We start from the raw sequence: 19,613 nt of genomic DNA on the forward strand, positions 1-19,613 counted from the left end.
GTGCTTACTGATGGCACGCTGCCTTTCTCACTGCGCGCAGCAACACCCCTTCCTGCCCGGGCGGATGGTCCCCACCGCCCGGCCCCCACCGCAGAAGGAGACCGCGTGATAGGCAGCCTCCGCAGGTTCGGCACATCCGGCGGCACCCGCGTTCGCCGCACCGTTCTCGGCGCTCTGGCCGGCGTCGCCGCCTTGCTGGCCACCGGTGTCACCGCCACACCGGCAGGCGCCGCCGACACGAAACCGGCAGTGGTGCCGCTCTCGGCGCAGGAACGCGCCCGTGGCTTCTGGACGCCGGAACGGATGCGTCAGGCCACTCCGCTCGACGTACTGTCCGTCGACCGCTCGGACGTCGGAGCACCGGCGCCTCGCAAGGGCAAGAAGGCGATCATCGCGCCCAGCGCCCCGGCGTCCCCCGTCGGGCCCCTGGCGTTCCCCCACAGCGGCGGCGCCTGGACCGGCGGCGGGGCCGTGGTGAAGACCGCGGGGCGGGTGTTCTTCACCTACCAGGGCCGCACCGCCTCGTGCTCGGGCAACGCCGTCACCAGCGCCAACAAGAGCACCGTGGTCACCGCCGGCCACTGCGTGAAGCTGGAGGGCTCCTGGCACACCAACTGGGTGTTCGTGCCGGGCTACCACGACGGACAGGCCCCGTACGGAAGGTGGGCGGCGGCCAAGACCCTGTCCACACCGCAGTGGACGGACAGTGAGGACATCAACTACGACATCGGCGCGGCCGTGGTCGCCCCGCTGGACGGCAAGAAGCTGACCGACGTCGTCGGCGGCCAGGGCCTGGCCTTCAACACCGGCTACAACAAGGCCATGTACGCCTTCGGCTTCCCGGCCGCCGCACCGTACGACGGCGAGAAGTTCATCTACTGCAGCGGTACCACCTACCGGGACTTCCTGCTGTCCGGCGACCACGGTCTGACCTGCGACATGACCGGCGGCTCCAGTGGAGGCCCCTGGTTCACCCAGTTCGACGAATCCACCGGCACCGGGCTGCAGTCGTCGGTGAACAGCTTCAAGTACAACTTCCTGCCGACCGCCATGTACGGCCCGTACTTCGGCGCGGACGCGCAGAACCTGTACCAGACCGCCCAGTCGTCCTGAGCGGCCGGCCTGCCCCTCCGAAGCCGAGGCCGGCGCCCATCGCGCCGGTCACGGCGGAGGCCGGAGAGCCCCGCCATGCCACGTTGAGTAACGTAGTGAGTGCAGCGAATTACTCATTTCCGTGATCGAAAGCGGTTGAGCATGGCGGCGCCATCGTTCACGACCGGCGACACCGAGGAATCCGTCGTTTCGCCGGTCAGCTCACACAACGAGTGGGATCCGCTGGAGGAAATCATCGTCGGTCGTCTCGACGGCGCGGCGATCCCCTCCAAGCACCCGGTCGTGGCCTGCAACATCCCACCCTGGGCGGCCCGGCTGCAGGGCCTCGCCTCCGGCTTCAGATATCCGCGCATGCTGATCGAGCGGGCGCAGGACGAGCTCGACCAGTTCATCACCCTCCTGGAGTCCCTCGGCGTCACGGTCCGGCGCCCGGACGCGGTCGATCACAGGAGACAGTTCGGCACCCCCGACTGGTCGTCGCGCGGTTTCTGCAACACCTGTCCGCGCGACAGCATGCTCGTGATCGGCGACGAGATCATCGAGACCCCGATGGCCTGGCCCTGCCGGTACTTCGAGACTCACTCCTATCGCTCAATCCTCAAGGACTACTTCCGGCGCGGCGCGCGCTGGACGGCGGCGCCGAAGCCGCAGCTCACCGACGCACTGTTCGAGGCGGATTTCCGTACGCCCGAGGCCGGCGAGCCCATGCGCTACATCCTCACCGAGTTCGAGCCGGTGTTCGATGCGGCGGATTTCGTGCGCGCGGGACGGGATCTGTTCGTGACGCGGAGCAACGTGACCAACCAGATGGGCATCGACTGGTTGCGCCGCCATCTCGGGCCCGGCTATCGCGTCCACGAGATCGAGAGCCGCTGCCGTACGCCCATGCACATCGACACGACGTTCGTCCTGCTCTCGCCCGGCAAGGCGCTGGTCAATCCCGAATACATCGACGTCGACCGCCTGCCCGACGTGCTGAGCTCGTGGGACATCCTGATCGCCCCCGAGCCCGACCCGATCGACGAGCGCATCCTCAGGGTCACCTCGATGTGCGGCAAGTGGCTCAGCATGAACGTTCTCATGATCGACGAGAAACGGGTGATCGCGGAGCGGCACCACACCGACATGCTCCGCGCGCTCGAGAAGTGGGGATTTGAACCGATCCCGTGCGATCTGCTGCACTACGCGCCGTTCGGCGGATCGTTCCACTGCGCGACGCTCGATGTCCGGCGTCGCGGCGCGCTCGAATCCTATTTCTCCTGATCGGCCCACCGATCCCGTAACCGCCCGCCGGCATCCGCCCTCCGCCCCCGAGCCGACCCTGAGGGATCCCCCATCTACCCCCGAGATGTGTCAGGAATCTTTGACAGGTACCCGAAGGGGCTGTCAGCCTTTTCTGACAGGTACGAGGGAAAGGGGCCGCGATGCCCGAAGTCCCGCCTCCGGCACCGACGGGCGACGAGCTGCTGAAGGTGCTCTCCGCGCTCGGCAATCCGCACCGCATGCGGATCATCGCGGCGCTCATGGAGAGCCGGAACTACGTCAGCGCGCTGGCTCGCGAGATCGGTATGGGCCGACCGCTGCTGCACATGCACCTGCAGCGGCTGGAGGCCGCCGGACTGGTCGTCGGCACGCTCGAACTCGCTCAGGACGGCAAGGCGATGAAGTACTTCGAAGTCGCCCCGTTCTTCTACGAGTTGACACCCCATGTCATCGCCCGGGCGGCCGCGACGATCACCGAGACCGCTGACCGGACCGACCGGACCCCGAAAGAGGAAGCGAAGTGAACGAGGAACTGGTGACGCTCGCCGCCGACGGATCCGACCTGGAGGCCCTCGTCGGCGCGGTCGGCGCGGCCGGAGTCTTCTCCCTGCTCATCGTGATCGTCTGGCAGCTCGCCGCCACCTGGCGGGCCCGCATGCTGGCGGCACGCGAGGAGCAGTACAAGGAACTCGCGGCAAAGTACGCGCAACTCCTCGAAGACACCGTGGAGTTGCAGCGCCGCACCGTCGAGGAACAGCGCCAGACCCTCGACGAACTGACGCAGACCCGGCTGGCGGTCGGCTCGATGGAGAAGATGATGCGCGAGATCGAGTAACAGCGGCCGCAGACGTACGGCCGGGAGCGCCAACTCCCGGCCGTACCGAGGAAGCACACGTCCCGGACACACATCCCGTACGCCACGGCAGGTCGTCACACCTCATGCGCCGTGGTGCCGATCCCGTGCGCCCCGTGCCGGTCGCCGCGCAGGTTACCGGCGGCGCGCTCCCACGAAGGAGACTACTCATGCGTGCGCTGCTCAAGCGCGTCACCCGTGCGCCCGGCGGGCGGCGCGGCAAATGGCTGATCCTTGCGGCCTGGCTGATCGTGGCCGTCGCGCTCGGCCCGCTGGCCGGAAAGCTCGGCGACGTCGAGGACACGAGCGCCAACGCCTTCCTGCCCCGCGGCGCCGAGTCCGCGCGGGTCAACACCGAGCTGGAGAAGTTCCGTACGGACACGGTCATGCCCGCCGTCGTCGTCTACACCGGCGAGGCCGCGGAGGCGAAGGCGGCCGCCGACCGGACGGCCTTCGCACAGTTCGTCCCTGCTGGGGAGGAGATCTCGCGCCCTGTCCCGTCCGATGACGGCAAGGCCCTGATGACCGTCGTCCCGCTGGACACCGAGGACGACATCACCGGCAGGATCGACGAACTGCGCGAGATCGCCGGAGCCGATGCCCCGCCCGGTGTGGACATCGAGGTCGGCGGGCCCGCCGGCTCCCTCACCGACCAGGTCGCGGTCTTCGACGGCCTCGACTCGACCCTGCTGGTCGCCACCGCCCTGGTCGTCGCAGTACTGCTCCTGATCACCTACCGCAGCCCGATCCTGTGGCTGCTCCCCCTGCTCTCCGTCGGCTTCGCGGCCGTCCTCACCCAGGTCACCACCTACCTGCTGGCCAAGCACGCCGGACTGCCGGTGGACCCGCAGAGCGCGGGCGTGCTGATGGTGCTCGTCTTCGGTGTCGGTACCGACTACGCGCTGCTGCTCATCGCCCGCTACCGCGAGGAACTGCACCGCCGCACCGACCGCCACGAGGCGATGCGCATCGCGCTCGGCCGCTCCGGCCCGGCGATCCTCGCCTCGGCCGGCACCATCGCCGTCGGCCTGGCCTGCCTCGCCTTCGCCGACATCAACTCCTCGCGCTCGCTGGGACTGGTCGGCGCGATCGGCGTCGTCTGCGGCTTGCTGGCGATGGTCACCGTGCTTCCGGCGCTGCTCGTCATCACCGGCCGCTGGGTGTTCTGGCCGTTCGTACCCCGCCACGGCACGCCCGCCCGCAAGGCGCGCACCGTCTGGTCCCGCATCGGCACAGCCGTGGCCCGGCGACCCCGCTGGTCGTGGATGATGTCCGTCACCGCCACCGGCATCCTCGCGCTCAGCGCGACCGGCATCTCCATGGGCCTGTCGCAGGCCGAGACGTTCCAGGACAAGCCCGAGTCGGTCGTCGCCCAGGAGAGGATCTCGGCGCATTATCCGTCGGGCGCCTCGGACCCCGCGAAGATCGTCACCAGCACCAGCCAGGCAGCCGAGGTCCGGGCCGCCGCGGCCACGGTCGACGGCGTCGCCCGTGTCGAGAAGGCCGCCGACCGCACCCCGGACGGCGCACTCACCACACTCTCCGTGGTGTTGGCGGACGCCCCGGACAGTCAGGCCGCCAAGGACACGATCGACGAGCTCCGCGACGCCGTGCACGAGGTCAGTGGCTCGGGCGCCCTCGTCGGCGGCACCACCGCACAGACCCTCGACACCCAGCGGGCCGCCGACCGCGATCTGACCACGGTCATCCCGATCGTGCTCCTGGTCGTCCTCGGCGTCCTGATCTGGCTGCTGCGGGCCCTCGTCGCCCCGCTGCTGTTGTTGGCCACCGTGGTGTTGTCGTACTTCGCCGCCCTCGGTGCCTCGAACCTGCTCTTCGAGCACGTCCTGGGCTTCGCCGGCGTCGACTGGTCGATCCCGCTCATGGGCTTCGTCTTCCTGGTCGCCCTCGGCATCGACTACAACATCTTCCTCATGCATCGCGTGAAGGAGGAGGCCGCCCGCCTCGGCCACTCCCGCGGCGTCCTGGAGGGCCTGACCAGCACCGGCGGCGTCATCACCTCCGCCGGCATCGTCCTCGCCGCCACCTTCGCGGTCTTCGCCGGCCTGCCGCTGGTGACCATGGCCCAGATGGGCGTGCTCGTCGGCATCGGCGTCCTCCTGGACACCTTCCTGGTCCGCACGGTCCTGGTCCCCGCTCTCGCCCTGGACCTGGGCCGCTGGTTCTGGTGGCCGGGCAGGCTCTTCCACCGCCTGGCCGACCACGGTGGAGACGCCGAAGGCAGCCCCGCCTCACCCTCCGCACGGGACCGTGCGCACGAGCCGGCCTGACGCCAGACGGACGACGTGCCTCGGGGATGCGGGCCGCAGGTCGCGCCGGTCCGCGTCCCCTGGGTGCTGGCCACCCTGCACGCCGTCGCCTCGACGACGAGTCTGCGGGCGGCGGCCGCCGAGATCAGCGTCCACCACTCCACGCTCCAGGACCGGTTGGCCCACGCCGAGACCCTGCTCGGCCAGCCGGTACGCACCCCGCAGGGCCGGTTCCGGCTCCGACTGGCCCTGACGATGCGCCTCTTGGCCCGGCCGTAGGGACCACGCGGGGTGAATCCCGTGATCCCGGCAGCAAACGCGAAGCCAGCGGTAGACCTGACCCTCGGTGAGGGATTCGTGCCGCACGGGTGAAGCGTGCGACAAACCGGCTTCCGCCACCGCACGAAGTGCGCCATGGTGCCTGCAAGTTACACAGATCCACCACCAGAGACCCACGGAACGCGTTGAAGGGGCAGCCGATGGGAGCGCGGGACGATGCGTGGCAGGGCGAGGAGGCGGCGGCCCGGCGCGGCACCGGACGGCGCAGATTCCTCGGATACGTACTGGCGGCACCGACCCTGACCGTCGCCGCCCAGCTCGGCGAGGCGGCACTCGCTCCCCGGCAGGCCGCGGCACAGGCCGCGTCCGTGGTCCCCTCCCTGCCCGGCCCGTCCGAGATCTACGACCTCAACGTCATGCTCACGCATGCCACGCTGCCCACGGCGAACCTCATCACCATCCGGATCGACGCCGACGGCACGGCCGCCTTCGCTCTGCCCCGGGCCGAGGTGGGACAGGGCATCACCACCTCCAGCGCGATGCTGATCGCCGAGGAACTCGACCTGCCGCTCGACAAGGTACGGGTCACACTCGCCGACGCCCGGCCCGAGCTGCTCTTCAATCAGCTCACCGGCGGCTCCAACACCGCCATCTCCACCTTCACCCCGATCCGCGTCGCCGCCGCCGTCGCCCGGGGCCGGCTGCTGCGCGCCGCCGCCCTCGAACTCGGCGAGGTGGTCGGCTCGCTCACCGCCCGCGCCGGAGCCGTCGTCTCCCCGACCGGGCGCAGCCTCACCTACGGCGAGCTGGCCGCGAAGGCGGCCGCCCTCAGCGACACCGCGGTCGAGGTGACCCTCAAGGACCGGTCCCGGTTCACCGTCATCGGAACCCCGCAGCGGCGGATCGACGCCCTGGAGGCGGTCACCGGCCGCAAGAAGTTCGCCGTGGACGTACAGGTGCCCGACGCGCTGCCCACCATGGTGTGCCGGCCCCCGACCATCAACGGCACCGTCCGTTCGGTCGCGAACCTCGACGCGGTGCGCACCATGCCCGGGATCACCGACGTCGTACGGATCTCCACCGGCGTCGCCGTCCGCGGCCGCACCTTCGGCCAGTGCATCGACGCCGTCCGCGCCCTGAAGGTCACCTGGGGACCCGGCACTGCCGACGGCGCATCCGACGAGACCGTCCTGCGCAAGCTGAAGGCCGCCGAACCGCCTCTCGTCGTACCACCGTTGCCGCTCCTCACCAAGGCCGTCGACGCCCGCTTCACCTTCCACTTCGCCAGCAACAGCGCCCTGGAGACCAACTGCGCCATCGCCGACGTACGCGCCGACTCGGCCGAGATCTGGGCCGGCCTCAAGTCGCCGATCGCCGCCCAGGAGCAGATCGCCCGCCGGCTCGGTCTGCCGGTCGGCGCCGTCAGGGTCCATGTCACCGAAGGCGGCGGCTCGTTCGGACGCAAGTTGTTCTACGACGCCGCCAGCGAGGCCGCCGAGATCTCGAAGGCCATGAGCAAGCCCGTGAAGCTGATGTGGCACCGCGCCGACGACTTCCGTCAGGGGCGCACGCACCCCATGTCGACCTCGCGGGTCCGGGCCACCTACACGCCCGGCGAGGTCCTCACCTACGCGCAGCGCCACACCTCGGTCGCCACCGACTACGGGCACGGATTCGGCGAGGTCATCACCGCCGAGGCCGCCCGACTGCCGGTCGCCGATCTCACCTTCTCCCAGACGCTCTTCCAGCTCACGCAGCAGAGCCCGTACCACTTCGGCGCCACCACCATGCTGCTCAACGAGACCGACAAGGGCTTCAACACGGGCGCGATGCGGAACATCTACTCGCCCAACGTGCGCTGCGCACAGGAACTGGTCGTCGACGAGCTCGCGAGGCGGATGGGCGACCAGGACCCGTATGCCTTCCGCCGCCGGTTCCTCAAGGACGAGCGGGCCAGGGCAGTCCTCGACAAGGTCGCGGAGCTCGGCAGCTGGGGCCGGGCCATGCCCGCCGGCACCGCCCAGGGCATCGCGGTCCACCCCGAGTACCACTCCTTCGTCGCCGTGCTCGCCGAGATCGACTGCCGGCCCGAGACCACCGGGCGGAAGATTCCCGACGCGTACACCGGCCCCCGGGTCGCCAAGGTCGTCTGCGCCGTCGACGTCGGACTGGCCGTCAACCCACTCGGCCTGGAAGCCCAGATGATGGGCGGGATCATCGACGGCATCGCTCTCACCCTCACCTCCGGCCTCCACCTGCGCGACGGGCACTTCCTGGAGGGGAGCTGGGACAACTACTTCTACACCCGGCAGTGGAACACCCCGCCCGAGCTGGAGGTCGTCGTCATGCCGACGACCACCGGCCGACCGGGTGGCGCGGGGGAGCTGGCTGTCGCGGGCGCGATGGCCGCCGTCGCCTGCGCCTACGGACGCGCCACCGGCACCATGCCGACGACCTTCCCCGTCAACCACGCCGAACCGCTCGGCTTCGAGCCGCCGCCCACCACCCCGCCGGTCCCCGCCTCGCCGACCGACGGTCTCGACCGCGCCTTCCAGACAGGAGTCCCTGTGCCGCAGCACACCTTCATCCTCAACGGCAGGGCCGTCACGGCTGAGGTCGAGGACGACGTCCGGCTGCTGTGGGTGCTCCGGGACGTCCTCGATGTCACCGGGCCGAAGTACGGCTGCGGGGTCGGCGTCTGCCGGGCCTGCACCAGCCACATCAACGGCAGGACGTTCACCCCCTGCATCGTCCCGGTCAAGGACATCGCGCCCACCGACGAGATCACCACCATCGAAGGCCTCCCCGCCACCGTCGGCAGGGACCTGCACCCCCTGCAGGATGCCTGGCTCGACCTCGACGTCGCCCAGTGCGGCTACTGCCAGCCCGGTCAGATCATGACGGCGGTCGCGCAGGTGCGCCGGGCGCGGGAGGAGGGACGGGAGATCGACGACGCCGACCTGGACGAGATCCGCAACATCTGCCGCTGCGGTACTTACAACCGCATCCGCGAGGCGATCGTCGCGGGGGCCCGGCGCATGCCGTGACACAGTCCCGAAGGCCGTTCTCCCGCCTTGTTGTTGTCGATGTCCGGCGCGTTCGGGTGCACCCGGTCTCGATGTCAGTGGTGGATGCCGTGGCCGAAGGAGAGGTGCCGGGCGGCCGGGGAAGGCGAACGGAGCCGGACAGCAGGGAGGTCACTGTGACGCACCGCCGGTCCAGGGGGTGCCGCCGCGCACGGCGAACGGGTCGGTCACTGCCCGCAACCGCGCCGTGCCTCCGGAGGAGACGTTGTCCGGCGCGGACCCGTGCGCTCCTACAATGGCTGGTCACCGGTGGAGGAACGCAGATGGCACGTGGTTGCAGGAGGCGGACGACGCTCGCGTCGCGGTACGGATCCGCCCAGGTGCCGCTCAGCACCCCGCGCGGATCTGCGGCATCCGCTGCCGCGCCCCCCGAGTCGCGCCCATCGACCGCAGCCGGGCCGGGGCCGGGGAGAGTGGTGGCCCGTGGTGTTCACTGATCCGGTGCGGGCCGGCGCCACCGATCTCCTGGTGGGACGCGAGCGCGACCTGGACCGCATCCTCGGATTGTTCGAGCGCAGTGCGGGCGGCACCCTGCTGCTGTCCGGGGAGCCCGGCGTCGGAAAGTCCGCGGTGCTGGACGCGCTGGCCGGAGCTGCCGCTCAGGACGGCACCCGCGTGCTGCGCGCGGCCGGTGCCCAGTTCGAGGCGGACGTCAGCTATTCGGCGCTGAACCAGGTCCTGCTCCCGCTGCACGGCATCCTCGACCGGCTCGACGCCCCCGGCAGGGAGGCCCTGAACGTCGCCCTGGGCTTCGGCGCCGGACCCGCGCCGAAGCGACTGGTCGTCTGCAACGCCGCGCTGGCCCTGCTCCGGTCGGCCTCCGAGGACGGCCCCGTTCTGCTCGTCGTGGACGACCTGCCCTGGGTGGACCGGGCGAGCGCCGCCGTCTTCGGCTTCATCGCCCGACGGCTGTCCGGTGACCCGATCCGGTTCCTCGCCGCCTCCCGCACGGGTGTGGGCAGCTTCTTCGACGGCAGCGGACTGCCGTCGTACGAGCTGCCCGCCCTGGACACGGAATCCGCCGCCCGCCTCGTCGACCTGCGCTTCCCCGACCTGGCGCGTCCGGTGCGGCGGCGCCTGCTGGAGGCCGCGCAGGGAAATCCGCTGGCCCTGCTCGAACTCCCCGACGCCCTGCGCGCGGGCCAGCGGCGGGCGCGGGAGGCCCTGCCGGCGGTCCTGCCGCTGGGCGAGCGTCTGCAGTCCCTGTTCGTCACCCGCATCCGGTCCCTGCCAGCCGCGACCCGCACGCTGCTCCTGCTCGCCACCCTGGACGACACCGGCGACCTCGGCGTGCTGTCGGCCGCCGCGCGGGCGACGGACGGGGACGCGGACCTGCGCGACCTGGATGCCGCCGAACGGGACGGGCTGGTGCGCATCGAGGAGTCCCCGCGCCGCCTGGTCTTCCGGCACCCGCTGATCAAGTCGGCCGTCGTCGAGGAGGCCACCAGCAGCGCCAGGCGCGTGGCGCACCGTGCCCTGGCGCAGGTGCTGGCCGACAAGCCGGAGCGACGGGCCTGGCACCTGGGAGAGGCCACGCTCCAGCCCGACGAGGAAGTGGCCCTCCTTCTGGAGCGAACGGCGCGGCACATCCAGGACCGCGGGGACGCCGTGGCCGCGATCGCCGCGCTCACCCGGGCCGCGGACCTCAGCCCGCTGGACACCGACCGCGCGCGCCGGCTGTCGGAGGCCGCCTATGTGGGCGCCGAGGCGATCGGCGCGCTGAGCAGTGCGTCGGCGCTGCTGGAGGACGCCTGGCGGGCGGATCCCCAGCACGGTGCGTCGCTGCGTTCGGCGACCGCCGCGGTCCAGCTCGTGCTGAACAGCGACGGAGACCTGGCGACGGCCCATCGCCTGCTGGTCGGCGCCATCGAGGAGGGCGACCACGGCTTCGACGCCGAGGACCCGGCACTCATCGACGCGCTGCACTTCCTGCTGCTGCTGTGCAACTACGGGGCGCGCGAGGAGCTGTGGGAGCCCTACTACGCGGCCGTCTCCCGGCTGCGTCCCGCTCCCCCGCCGCTGCTGCTGGTGGCCGCCCGCACCTGGGGCGACCCGGCACATGCCGACGCGGCGACGCTGCGTGCGCTCGACGAGATCATCGACGGCACGACCAAGGAGACCGACCCCGCCCGGGTCGTCCGGGTGGGGACCGCCGCGGTGTACCCGGACCGGCTGGCGGCGGTGCGCGAGGCGGCATGGCGGCTGGTCCGGCAGGGACGCGACGGCGGCGCGGTGCGCCGGCACATCGGCGCCCTGCTGCATCTGTGCCTGGAGGACTACCACCGCGGAGAGTGGAACACGGTCCTGGAGTTGTCCGAGGAGGGGCTGACGCAGTGCGCGGAGTCCGGGTACACCGTCTGCACCTGGTTCTTCCAGTACACCAAGGGCCTGGTGACCGCGTCCCGGGGTGATACCGACACGGCGCACGCGCTCGCCGACGCCATGACGAACTGGGCTGCGCCGCGCGGTATCCGGGAAGCCGTGCACTGCGCCCAGCACGTGCACGCCCTCGCGGACATCGCCGACGGCGACTTCGACGCGGCGTTCGGCCGCGTGACCGCCATCAGCCCGGCCGGCAGTTTCCCTCCGTATGTCGCGCACGCGTCGTGGGTGTTCTTCGAACTGGTGGAGGCCGCGGTACGCACCGACCGGCGCGCGCAGGCTTCCGCACACGTGCGCGCCCTGCGCGAGACGAACGTCCCCGGGCTCTCGCCCCGGCTCGCCCTGTTGGCCGACGCCGCCGAGGCACTCGTCACCGAGGACGACGCCGAGGCCGCCCGCCTGTTCCGAGGGGCGCTGGCCACCCCGGACGCGGACCGGTGGCCGTTCACCCTGGCACGCGTGCGTCTGGCCCAGGGAGAGCGGCTGCGCCGGTCCCGGGCGCTGTCCGAATCCAAGGCTCCGCTGACGGCCGCCCTGATCGCCTTCCAGCAGCTGGAATCCTCGGCCTGGGCCGAACGGGCGCGCAAGGAGCTTCGGGCGGCCGGCCGGGTCGTACCGCACGCCGAGGGCCGGACCGGGGCGTCGCTCACCGCGCAGGAACGCGAGATCGCGGAACTCGCCGCGACCGGATTGACCAACAAGCAGATCGCCGAGCGGCTGTTCATCTCGCACCGCACCGTCGGCGCCCACCTCTACCAGATCTATCCGAAGCTCGGCATCGCGTCCCGGGTGGCGCTGCGGGACGCACTGCGCCGACAGGACGAGGACTGACGGCCGCAACGCCCCGGCCAGGGAGGTGAGTTCCGGACCGGCCCGCCTCCGCACCGGAGGACGACGGCTCGGCTCCCGCACACCCAGCGGTGGGTGGCCGTCTTTCAGCCACCGACGACCCACCGACGGAAACGTCGTTCTAAGGTCATCCAGTGACGAGTACCAACACGAGTACCAACACCACCCGTTCCCCTGTCCTCGACGACACCCGTCCGGCAACGTCGCCCAAGGACTGGCAGGAACGACTTCGGCGGTTCGGACACGTTGCCCGCCCGGTGACGGACGTCCGCCAGCGTCTTGTTCCGCCCTTTCCGAAGCCGACGGCGCGTCTGCGGGCACTCACACGTATCGATCCGGCACGGGCGTACCGCGTCGCGAAGGCGATGGACTGGCTGGGCCCGGTACTCGTCGCCGCATTGGCCGGGGCGATCCGCTTCCGGCACCTCGGCCGGCCGCGGAACCTCGTCTTCGACGAGACTACGCCAAGGACGCCTGGTCCCTGCTGCGGCTCGGCTACGAGGGCAGCTGACCGGACCGCAAGACCGCCGACCCGCAGATCCTCGCCGACCCGCAGGTGATCCCGCTCTCCGACACCGGGGCCTTCGTCGCGCATCCGCCGACGGGCAAGTGGGTCATCGCCGTCGGTGAGTGGATGTTCGGCCTGACCCCGTTCGGCTGGCGCTTCATGACGGCGGCCCTGGGCACCCTGTCGGTGCTCATGCTGTGCCGCACAGGGCGCCGCCTGTTCCGCTCGACACTGCTGGGCTGCCTGGCCGGAGCGCTGATGGCGGTGGACGGTCTGCACGTCGTGATGAGCCGTACCGCGCTGCCGGACCTCGTCGTCATGTTCTTCGTCCTGGCGGCGTTCGGATGCCTGCTGATCGACCGGGACCACGCCCGAGCCCGGCTCGCGGCGGCCCTGCCGGCCGGAGCGGACGGCCATGTGCGCCCGGACGCGCGCACCGGTGACCGTGCCGGGACGGGCGTGCGTCCCTGGCGGATCGCAGCCGGCCTCCTCCTGGGACTGGCGGCTTCCACCAAGTGGAACGGCCTGTATGTCCTGGCCTTCTTCGTGACCCTGACAGTGCTGTGGGACGTCGGCGCCCGCCGTGTCGCCGGTGCTCGCCGCCCGTACCGGGCCGTGCTGCGCAAGGACTTCGGCTGGTCGGTGCTGTCCCTGGTGCCGGTCGCCGGGGCGACGTATCTGGCGGCATGGACCGGCTGGTTCCTGTCCGACGGCGGCTACGGACGCCACTGGGCCGACGGCCGCCGGGGGCACCTGGCCGTGGATTCCCGCCCCGCTGCGCAGCCTTTGGCACTACGAGTACGGGGTCTACCAGTTCAATGTGGGGCTGCACACTCCGCACACGTACGAGTCCAACCCCTGGAGCTGGCTGGTCCTGGGCCGCCCCGGATTCCCCCTTCGTCGTGTGCGTGGAGTTCGCCGTCGAAGGCGGCCCGCGTGTCCGGTGGCGTATCGGGCGGGACGTCCTGAAGCAGGGGCTGTACTCGACGAGCGGCCTCGGTGACGTTCGGATGTGGCCGTCGAACCCGCAGGAGCGGGCGACCGCGTGGCTGCAGCTGGCCTCGGGTGACATGGCGGCTCTGTTCGAGCTGCCCGTGTCACCGCCGGCGGAGTGGCTGGAGTACACCTATGAGCTCGTCCCCGCGGGCAGTGAGCTGGCCGGGGTCGACTGGGACGCCGCCACCGCGGACCTGCTCCCCGCTCACGGAACACGGTCCGACTGACCGCGCGGGACGTTCGCCATCCGTTCGACGCGGCCCGGGCGAGCACGGCCGGCCCGGAGCTTCACCCCCGCTGTCCGGCATCAGGCCATGAGACGGCGGTTGTCGCGGTCGCCTCGGTCACAGCGGCCAGCCGCTCGTAGTCCAGCGTTCCCGGCAGGTCCGTCGACCGGTGGTAGTGCGGATTGCGGAAGTTCGCGGTGTCCGTGAGCATGAGCGCCGGGATCCCACGGTTCCAGAACGGTGCGTGATCGCTGCGCCCCAGGTGGTTGGCGGGCGGCACGGCCAGTCCGATGAGCAGCCCGAGCAGCCCGTCGGGCCGCGGGTCCCGCAGCAGCAGACCCGGGACGGCCGGGGATGCCGCCGCGGCAGCCCGCTTCCACACCTCGGCCGCGGCGGCCGAGGAGCGGCGGTGCACCACGAGGGTGAAGTCACCCCGATACCCGTCGGCGCGGGTCACGGCCGATGCCTCGGGGAAGACCCGTTCGAAGCCGACGGGGAGCCGCTGCGTGCCCGGCTCGTCGGCGAAGTAGCCGACCGATTCCAGGCAGATCATCCCGCGTACCCCGCCGTCCCGGCCCAGTTCACGGGCGGCCTGGCGCGCGCCGATGAGTCCGAGTTCCTCCATGTCGAATACGGCGAGGACAACGCGCGGGGCGGTGGGCATCGCAGCCAGCAGACGTGCCGTTTCCAGCACCACCGCCACGCCTGAGGCGTTGTCGTCCGCGCCCGGACTGCCGCTGACGCTGTCCAGGTGAGCACCGACCACCACGACCGGCCCGTGACCGGAACCCGCCAGTGAAGCGAGGAGATTCGCCCCGGACAGGCGCCGGTGAAGCCGCGGTTTGAGAGCGAGCGTCCGGTGACCGTGCCGGTCCGTCGAGCCGATCTGCCAGCGCGCGTGGAACGGCCGCCGTTCCACCAGCCAGCCCGCGGCCACCAGTTCGTCACGGACGTACGCCTCGGCACGCTCCATCGCCCGGGGTGCCCGGCGCCGGCTGCGTGGCTCGGCGGCGAGGTACTCCACGTGCCGCCGCAGGAGCGCGGCATCGGCGAGTGGTCCCCGCCTGCGAGCCGCTGTCGGGTCGTTCGTCATCCGGCGCTCCGGTCTTCAAGGGATCAAGGACGCCGGACCAGTCAACAGTCGTTTCGCGACCGCGGCGACGCGGCAAGCGGAGTGTGTCCGGCGTGGTTTCCCGTGCGAATTTCTCGTCCCGTCCGTGAACCCGCCGCGGTTCTGGCTCCCTTGTCCTGGAGAAGAGCCCCTGCGGTCAGGTGTCTCCGGCTGGGCCTGCCGCAGGAACGGGCGGCCGTCCTCGCACCTTCCCCCGATGCGAGGGCGGCCGCCACTCGCTTCCTCCACGCGGACACCTTCCGGTCCGGTCAGCAGGCGGCGCTCGGCGCGGACCTGGTCGCCTTCATGGACGCACTGCGCGCCCCCCGGGCCCTGTTCGCCGGATACGACTGGGGGGGGCGGGCCGGCGACGCCGCCGCGGCCCTGTGGCCGGAGCGCTGCGGCAACTGCTGGACCAGCCGAAGATCACCGTGCCCACCGTCACGCCGGACGGACAGACCGACGGCGTCGTCCCGCCGACCGACGGAAGCTCCTACGCAGTGCATTTCTCCGGCCCCTGGAACACCACGTCGTCCCGAACGCCGGCCACAACCTCCCCCAGGAGCAACCCAAGGCGTTCACCGACGCCATCCTCGAGGCCGATGCCATGGGATGGCCGCCAGACACTCCGTCACCTTTTTGACAGGTGGCGGAGTCTCCTGGAAGCACTACTCGTGCCTGACCCTCGACTTGGGGCGGTAAACCCTGTTCCCTCGCTTCAGTCGATTGAGTCTTCCAGTCATCGGCCCAGCCGATGATGTGGCCGCCGACCGCCCTGGCAGCGGCGAGAACATCCTCCCGCCGGCGCTCAGACGGAGACGTGGCAGCGTTCACGCGCGACAGCCGTCGCACTCCAAGGCGGAATCTCCACGTGATGCGTCATCGGAATCACGTCACATGCCGCACGCCAGCGGGGCCGCTCATGCCCCGCGTTCATTTCGCCGAACTCGATCGAGTCAGGCCCGCATAGCGGTGTGCGAGTCCGCCGGGAAGCAGGTACTCAGCCAGCAGGTTGCCTGCGCGGCGGGACGGCAACCCCATGTCGTGCAGGAGCTCGTCCGCGCAGTGGATGTCGTAGGGGCCGAAGTCGTAGCCGCCCGAGCCCGGCAGCACCTGCTCCTGCCAGGCCAGGCGAGCGTCGATGGCCTCCCGCATCTCCCGCTCGCACGGGGTGGTGCGCAGCGTCGCCCGGAAATGGCGGGTCAGCCAGTGGGCGGTGAGTTCCATGCCCATGATGTTGTTGAAGACCTGCCGGAATCCGACGAACCCCAGCCGGTCGGCGTCGGCCGGCACGATGCCTCGGTAGAGCCGCAGGCGCCCGGCGGAATCGTGCACGCGCACGCTTGAATCCAGGAACGGGAAGACTTTGTGGTGCCCCGTGGCGAACACGATGACGTCCGCGGCCGCTTCCTCGCCGGTCGCCAGTCGCAGCCCTTTGTCGGTGTACGCCTCGACAGCACAGACCTTGGCGGCGATCAGGCCGCGGCGGACGGCCCGCACGTAGCCGCGTGGCATCACGCCCGCGTGGGCCAGGTGGAAGGGAAGCGCTCGATCGGGCCGAAGCTGCTTCGGCAGCCGGTACAGCCCGGTGGACAACAGCGTGTCGCGGGTGATGAGCCACCACAGTGCTCGCTTGACCCGCTCGTCGATACGGTCGATCGGACGGACGCAGGCCGGATCGTGGTAGCGGGGCAGGAGCGCCTCGCCGAGCCGGGTGAACAGGATCCACTTGTAGCCGACCAGACCGAGCAGGAACCGCTCGGGGACCATCCAGTTCACCTTGCGCTGCACGAGGGTGGCCGAGGCCGCCTCGCCTGCGGCGCGGGTGACCAGGTCCAACGCGGACTTGCCGCCGCCCACGACGACCACGCGCCGGCCGGCGAACGTCCCGGCCCGCACCTCGTTGGAGTGCAGCACGGTCCCGCGGAACGACTCACGCCCGGGCAGCTCGGGCAGGTGGGCATGATGATGAGCCCCGGTGGCGACAACGACGTAGTCGAATGTTTCGCGTTGAACCTCCGCCGCCTCGTCCCCGGCGGGCCGGGAGTCGATCGACCAGCCGGAGGCGCCCACCCGCCCGGGACCGTCCACCGGCCGGATGGAGATCACCTCGGTGCCGGATCGGACGCGCTCCAGCACGCCGAAGGTCTCGGCGTAGTTCTCCAGGTAGCGTTGCGTGTCCGCCGCGCCGGCGAAGTGCAAGCGGTTGGGCAGGTCCGCGAACTCGAAGATGCGGAGCGCGGACTGGTTGGCCAGCCCGTCGTAGCAGCCTCCTGATGACCAAATTCCGCCGACCTGCTGGTACTTGTCGAAGACCGTGACGTCGAAGCCGTTCTCCAACAGCACCTTGGCGGTGACGATTCCCCCGGGGCCGGCCCCGACAACACACGCCCTCATCCGCTGTCACTCTCCTTGGGAGATCGGCACAGCCAGCTCGCTCATCATCCCGGTTGCGGACCCCTGTGCCCAGCGCATGGCCAGGGTGGACCACGACCCCTTCACTCGGGTCTCACGGTGTCGCGCCGGCTTCTGCAAGGCGGGGCGGAAGTCGAAGATCCTCTGGTCCGGAGCCGCACGACCTACCGGAAAGCCGATTGCCCGCGGCTCTCGCCGTAATCATCCGGGCTGACTTCGACCTCCTGCATCGTCAGGTCCTCCTCGCGGACTGACCACGAGCGCCAACAGCACTGAGCCTTTCCGCTGTCGGGCGGCGGAAGCCGAACGCCGGACCTGTCCGGCGCGGTGACCTCGACGGCCCGTCAGCCTGCCGGCCGAGCTTTCCACATCTCCTCGCTGGGCCATTGCTGGGCCCAGTCAGCGGGAACTTCTGCGTAGTCCCGGTGTGCGGGCCGGGGTGCCTGGACCTCGATCAGGTCGTCAACGACGAAGCCGGAGGAACGAGGCGCCATACTCGCTGATCACCAAATCGAACGCGCTGTCGTCGTAGGGCACCTTCTCAGCCTTGCCCAGGACGAGGGGGAAGTCGATGCCGAACTCCGCCTGCATCGCGCGAGCAGTGGCGAGCTGCTTCTCCGACAGGTCGATCCCGACCGGGTGGGCCCCTGCTCTGGCCGGCCAAGCGGAAACGTAGGCAGTACCGCAGCCCAGCTCAATGGTGCGCATCCCGCCTATGCCGTCGGGAAGTACGGAGCCCTCTGACTCAGGGGTGGCCCACAATCCCCAACGCGGTTCCGCCTGTGCCCAGTGATCGCGGGCGAGCGACTCGTGCCACGCAGCCGCCTCGTCGTCCCAATAGCGTCGGTTCTGCTCCACATGGCCCGCACGGCCCGTCGGCAGTTGCCGGCCCTCGGCTCCCGGTACGCCGAATATGTCGGCTGGCTGGTGCAGGAGACCGGCGACGAACGTGCGGCACTGCGGTGGACGCAGCGCGCGGTCGAGCCGGCAGCAGCCGGCGGTGACCAGGCACTGGCCGGCTACGCACTGGTCCGCAGGGCTCTGGTCACGTTGTACCGGGACGACGCCGAGCAGACCATCGCCCTGGCCCGCCGCGCGCAGAGCAGCACGCTGCCACCACGGATCCGCGGGCCAGCCGCACAGCGCGAAGCGCAAGGGCACGCACTCGCGGGCGATCTCAATGCCTGTCCGCGTGCCCTGGAGCGCGCTCGTCCGCTCCTCGCTCGCCGGGACGGCGGCTCCGACGAGCTTGGAGGCGCCGCGCAAGCAGCGGCACACCGCGAAGCGGATCGGCACGCGGCCGGAGGAGGAGTTCGGGGTCACGCCTCCGTACACCACGGTGCGCGACTTCGTCACTGCCCGCCGCCGGGCGCTCGCCGACGAGCTCGGCTACATGGAACTCGACCGCCGCGGCGCCGAGATGCTCTTTCAGGTGCTGACCGAATGCGAGGAGAAGAACAGCGTCGCCATCGCCTCCGACGAGGCGTTCACCGGTGAAGTAGGCCGCCGACGAGGTGCCCCTGGCTGGAGTCCTTTTCCGACGGCCCCTTCCCGAACGGTACGGGCGCCTTTCAACGCATACCGCTCTCCAGTGACGTCATCTCCGGGTTGAGACCGTGGCCCGCCCTCGGTGAATGTCCCAATGGCAGTCGTGACAGACCACGAGGGTCTTACGCCTCCGCTGTGCCATGAGCCTTATCCAGGGAGAGGGTTCGGGCCGACCTGGCCGGTTGAGATCCGCCATTTTGCGGATGTGGTGGACTTGCAGACCATTCCGCGATCCGCAGATCTCGCACTGCTCCGCCAAGAGCCGGTGGATCAGCTCGTTGCTTCCGGTGTATCTCGTTGACGGCGCCTTGTCGACCAGGTCAGCAAAGCGTTGCCGCTTCAGGGGAATTCCGCCGAAGCGAGCGACCAGCGGCTTCCTTCCGTCACTGCGTTGGACTATGACTTGCATGCACGTCCGTGGCCCGTCGGGCGTTTGGATGGTTGCCCTGTGGCGGCGAGCCATCCGGGAGAAGGTGGACTGATGCTTTCTGGCCAGAGTCCTGAGCATGGAGGTCTCCATGACCCAGTGCAGTATGCCCAGACGTCCCACGTCTTGGGCCAGAAGGTAGTACTGGACGAGTCCCCGGTATTCCGCTTGGTACTTCGCTACGATCGAGAAGTCCTGATCGTGTATCAGCGCCCCGCGAAACGCCGGTTTCCCGCGCTTCATATACAACGCGCACCGTTTCCGGATTACGTCCCGTGGCACGTAC

Annotated in this window: 12 protein-coding genes and 4 pseudogenes; 12 read left to right on the top strand and 4 right to left on the bottom strand. The window is 70.3% G+C overall.

All coding sequences use genetic code 11. The annotated features are described in order from the left end of the window. Nucleotides 1-105: 105 nt before the first annotated feature. The 11 genes and pseudogenes from ACFV7R_RS41320 to ACFV7R_RS41370 all read left to right on the top strand — a co-directional run bounded on the left by ACFV7R_RS41320 (nt 106) and on the right by ACFV7R_RS41370 (nt 13,826). On the top strand, nt 106-1,113 hold the full coding sequence (locus ACFV7R_RS41320; protein ID WP_385274146.1) for a trypsin-like serine peptidase: 1,008 nt from the start codon (nt 106-108) through the stop codon (nt 1,111-1,113). A 141-nt stretch (nt 1,114-1,254) separates the two neighbouring features. Then, nucleotides 1,255-2,376, top strand: coding sequence for an amidinotransferase (locus ACFV7R_RS41325; protein WP_385274149.1), 1,122 nt, complete (start codon nt 1,255-1,257; stop codon nt 2,374-2,376). A 161-nt stretch (nt 2,377-2,537) separates the two neighbouring features. Next, on the top strand, nt 2,538-2,900 hold the full coding sequence (locus tag ACFV7R_RS41330; RefSeq protein WP_224734917.1) for a winged helix-turn-helix domain-containing protein: 363 nt from the start codon (nt 2,538-2,540) through the stop codon (nt 2,898-2,900). Next, the gene (locus ACFV7R_RS41335) at nt 2,897-3,211 is read left to right on the top strand and encodes a hypothetical protein (protein WP_385274152.1); all 315 of its coding nucleotides are present in this window, start codon (nt 2,897-2,899) and stop codon (nt 3,209-3,211) included. The genes ACFV7R_RS41330 and ACFV7R_RS41335 overlap by 4 nt, the downstream gene beginning before the upstream one ends. 188 nt (nt 3,212-3,399) lie before the next feature. Beyond that, nucleotides 3,400-5,520 (top strand): MMPL family transporter, encoded by a 2,121-nt coding sequence (locus tag ACFV7R_RS41340; RefSeq protein ID WP_385274155.1) that lies wholly within the window; start codon nt 3,400-3,402, stop codon nt 5,518-5,520. A gap of 57 nt (nt 5,521-5,577) precedes the next feature. Then, nucleotides 5,578-5,778: pseudogene (locus ACFV7R_RS41345) on the top strand (helix-turn-helix domain-containing protein); the annotation flags it as partial. 200 nt (nt 5,779-5,978) lie between these two features. Next, a pseudogene (locus tag ACFV7R_RS41350) lies at nt 5,979-8,330 on the top strand (molybdopterin cofactor-binding domain-containing protein); the annotation flags it as partial. 15 nt (nt 8,331-8,345) lie between these two features. Next, nucleotides 8,346-8,825 (top strand): (2Fe-2S)-binding protein, encoded by a 480-nt coding sequence (locus tag ACFV7R_RS41355; protein WP_385274173.1) that lies wholly within the window; start codon nt 8,346-8,348, stop codon nt 8,823-8,825. A 465-nt stretch (nt 8,826-9,290) separates the two neighbouring features. Beyond that, entirely contained in the window at nt 9,291-12,077 is a 2,787-nt protein-coding gene (locus tag ACFV7R_RS41360; protein ID WP_385274176.1) for an ATP-binding protein, read from the top strand. Nucleotides 12,078-12,460: 383 nt separating this feature from the next. Continuing rightward, a pseudogene (locus ACFV7R_RS41365) lies at nt 12,461-13,489 on the top strand (dolichyl-phosphate-mannose--protein mannosyltransferase); the annotation flags it as partial. Further along, nucleotides 13,422-13,826 (top strand): SsgA family sporulation/cell division regulator, encoded by a 405-nt coding sequence (locus tag ACFV7R_RS41370; protein ID WP_385274158.1) that lies wholly within the window; start codon nt 13,422-13,424, stop codon nt 13,824-13,826. The pseudogene ACFV7R_RS41365 and the gene ACFV7R_RS41370, both read left to right, overlap by 68 nt. A gap of 61 nt (nt 13,827-13,887) precedes the next feature. Here ACFV7R_RS41370 and ACFV7R_RS41375 read toward each other — a convergent pair whose 3' ends face one another. The 3 genes from ACFV7R_RS41375 to ACFV7R_RS41385 form a co-directional block, all read right to left on the bottom strand. Continuing rightward, a complete protein-coding gene (locus tag ACFV7R_RS41375) occupies nt 13,888-14,919 on the bottom strand; it encodes a M28 family peptidase (protein WP_385274161.1) in 1,032 nt (343 codons plus the stop codon). A 951-nt stretch (nt 14,920-15,870) separates the two neighbouring features. Beyond that, nucleotides 15,871-17,334: a flavin-containing monooxygenase gene (locus ACFV7R_RS41380; RefSeq protein ID WP_385274164.1), complete on the bottom strand. Its 1,464-nt coding sequence runs from the start codon at nt 17,332-17,334 to the stop codon at nt 15,871-15,873. 480 nt (nt 17,335-17,814) lie between these two features. After that, nucleotides 17,815-18,675 (bottom strand): class I SAM-dependent methyltransferase, encoded by an 861-nt coding sequence (locus ACFV7R_RS41385; RefSeq protein ID WP_385274167.1) that lies wholly within the window; start codon nt 18,673-18,675, stop codon nt 17,815-17,817. A 55-nt stretch (nt 18,676-18,730) separates the two neighbouring features. Between ACFV7R_RS41385 and ACFV7R_RS41390 the strand changes: the two are divergent. Further along, nucleotides 18,731-18,847 (top strand): annotated as a pseudogene (locus ACFV7R_RS41390) (ATP-binding protein); the annotation flags it as partial. A gap of 102 nt (nt 18,848-18,949) precedes the next feature. On the opposite strand, the gene ACFV7R_RS41395 reads toward ACFV7R_RS41390, so the two are convergent. Beyond that, entirely contained in the window at nt 18,950-19,570 is a 621-nt protein-coding gene (locus ACFV7R_RS41395) for a group II intron reverse transcriptase/maturase (RefSeq protein WP_385274179.1), read from the bottom strand. Between the last annotated feature and the right edge of the window lie 43 nt (nt 19,571-19,613).

Source organism: Streptomyces sp. NPDC059866 (genome assembly GCF_042731325.1).
Classification (GTDB): Bacteria; Actinomycetota; Actinomycetes; order Streptomycetales; family Streptomycetaceae; genus Streptomyces; species Streptomyces flavusporus.

Excerpts from the sequence above, each read along its gene's own strand:
- ACFV7R_RS41325 (WP_385274149.1), top strand. The coding sequence starts at position 1,255 with ATGGCGGCGCCATCGTTCACGACCGGCGACACCGAGGAATCCGTCGTT.
- ACFV7R_RS41330 (WP_224734917.1), top strand. The coding sequence starts at position 2,538 with ATGCCCGAAGTCCCGCCTCCGGCACCGACGGGCGACGAGCTGCTGAAG.
- ACFV7R_RS41340 (WP_385274155.1), top strand. The coding sequence starts at position 3,400 with ATGCGTGCGCTGCTCAAGCGCGTCACCCGTGCGCCCGGCGGGCGGCGC.
- ACFV7R_RS41370 (WP_385274158.1), top strand. The coding sequence starts at position 13,422 with ATGTGGGGCTGCACACTCCGCACACGTACGAGTCCAACCCCTGGAGCT.
- ACFV7R_RS41375 (WP_385274161.1), bottom strand. The coding sequence starts at position 14,919 with ATGACGAACGACCCGACAGCGGCTCGCAGGCGGGGACCACTCGCCGAT.
- ACFV7R_RS41380 (WP_385274164.1), bottom strand. The coding sequence starts at position 17,334 with ATGAGGGCGTGTGTTGTCGGGGCCGGCCCCGGGGGAATCGTCACCGCC.
- ACFV7R_RS41395 (WP_385274179.1), bottom strand. The coding sequence starts at position 19,570 with ATGAAGCGCGGGAAACCGGCGTTTCGCGGGGCGCTGATACACGATCAG.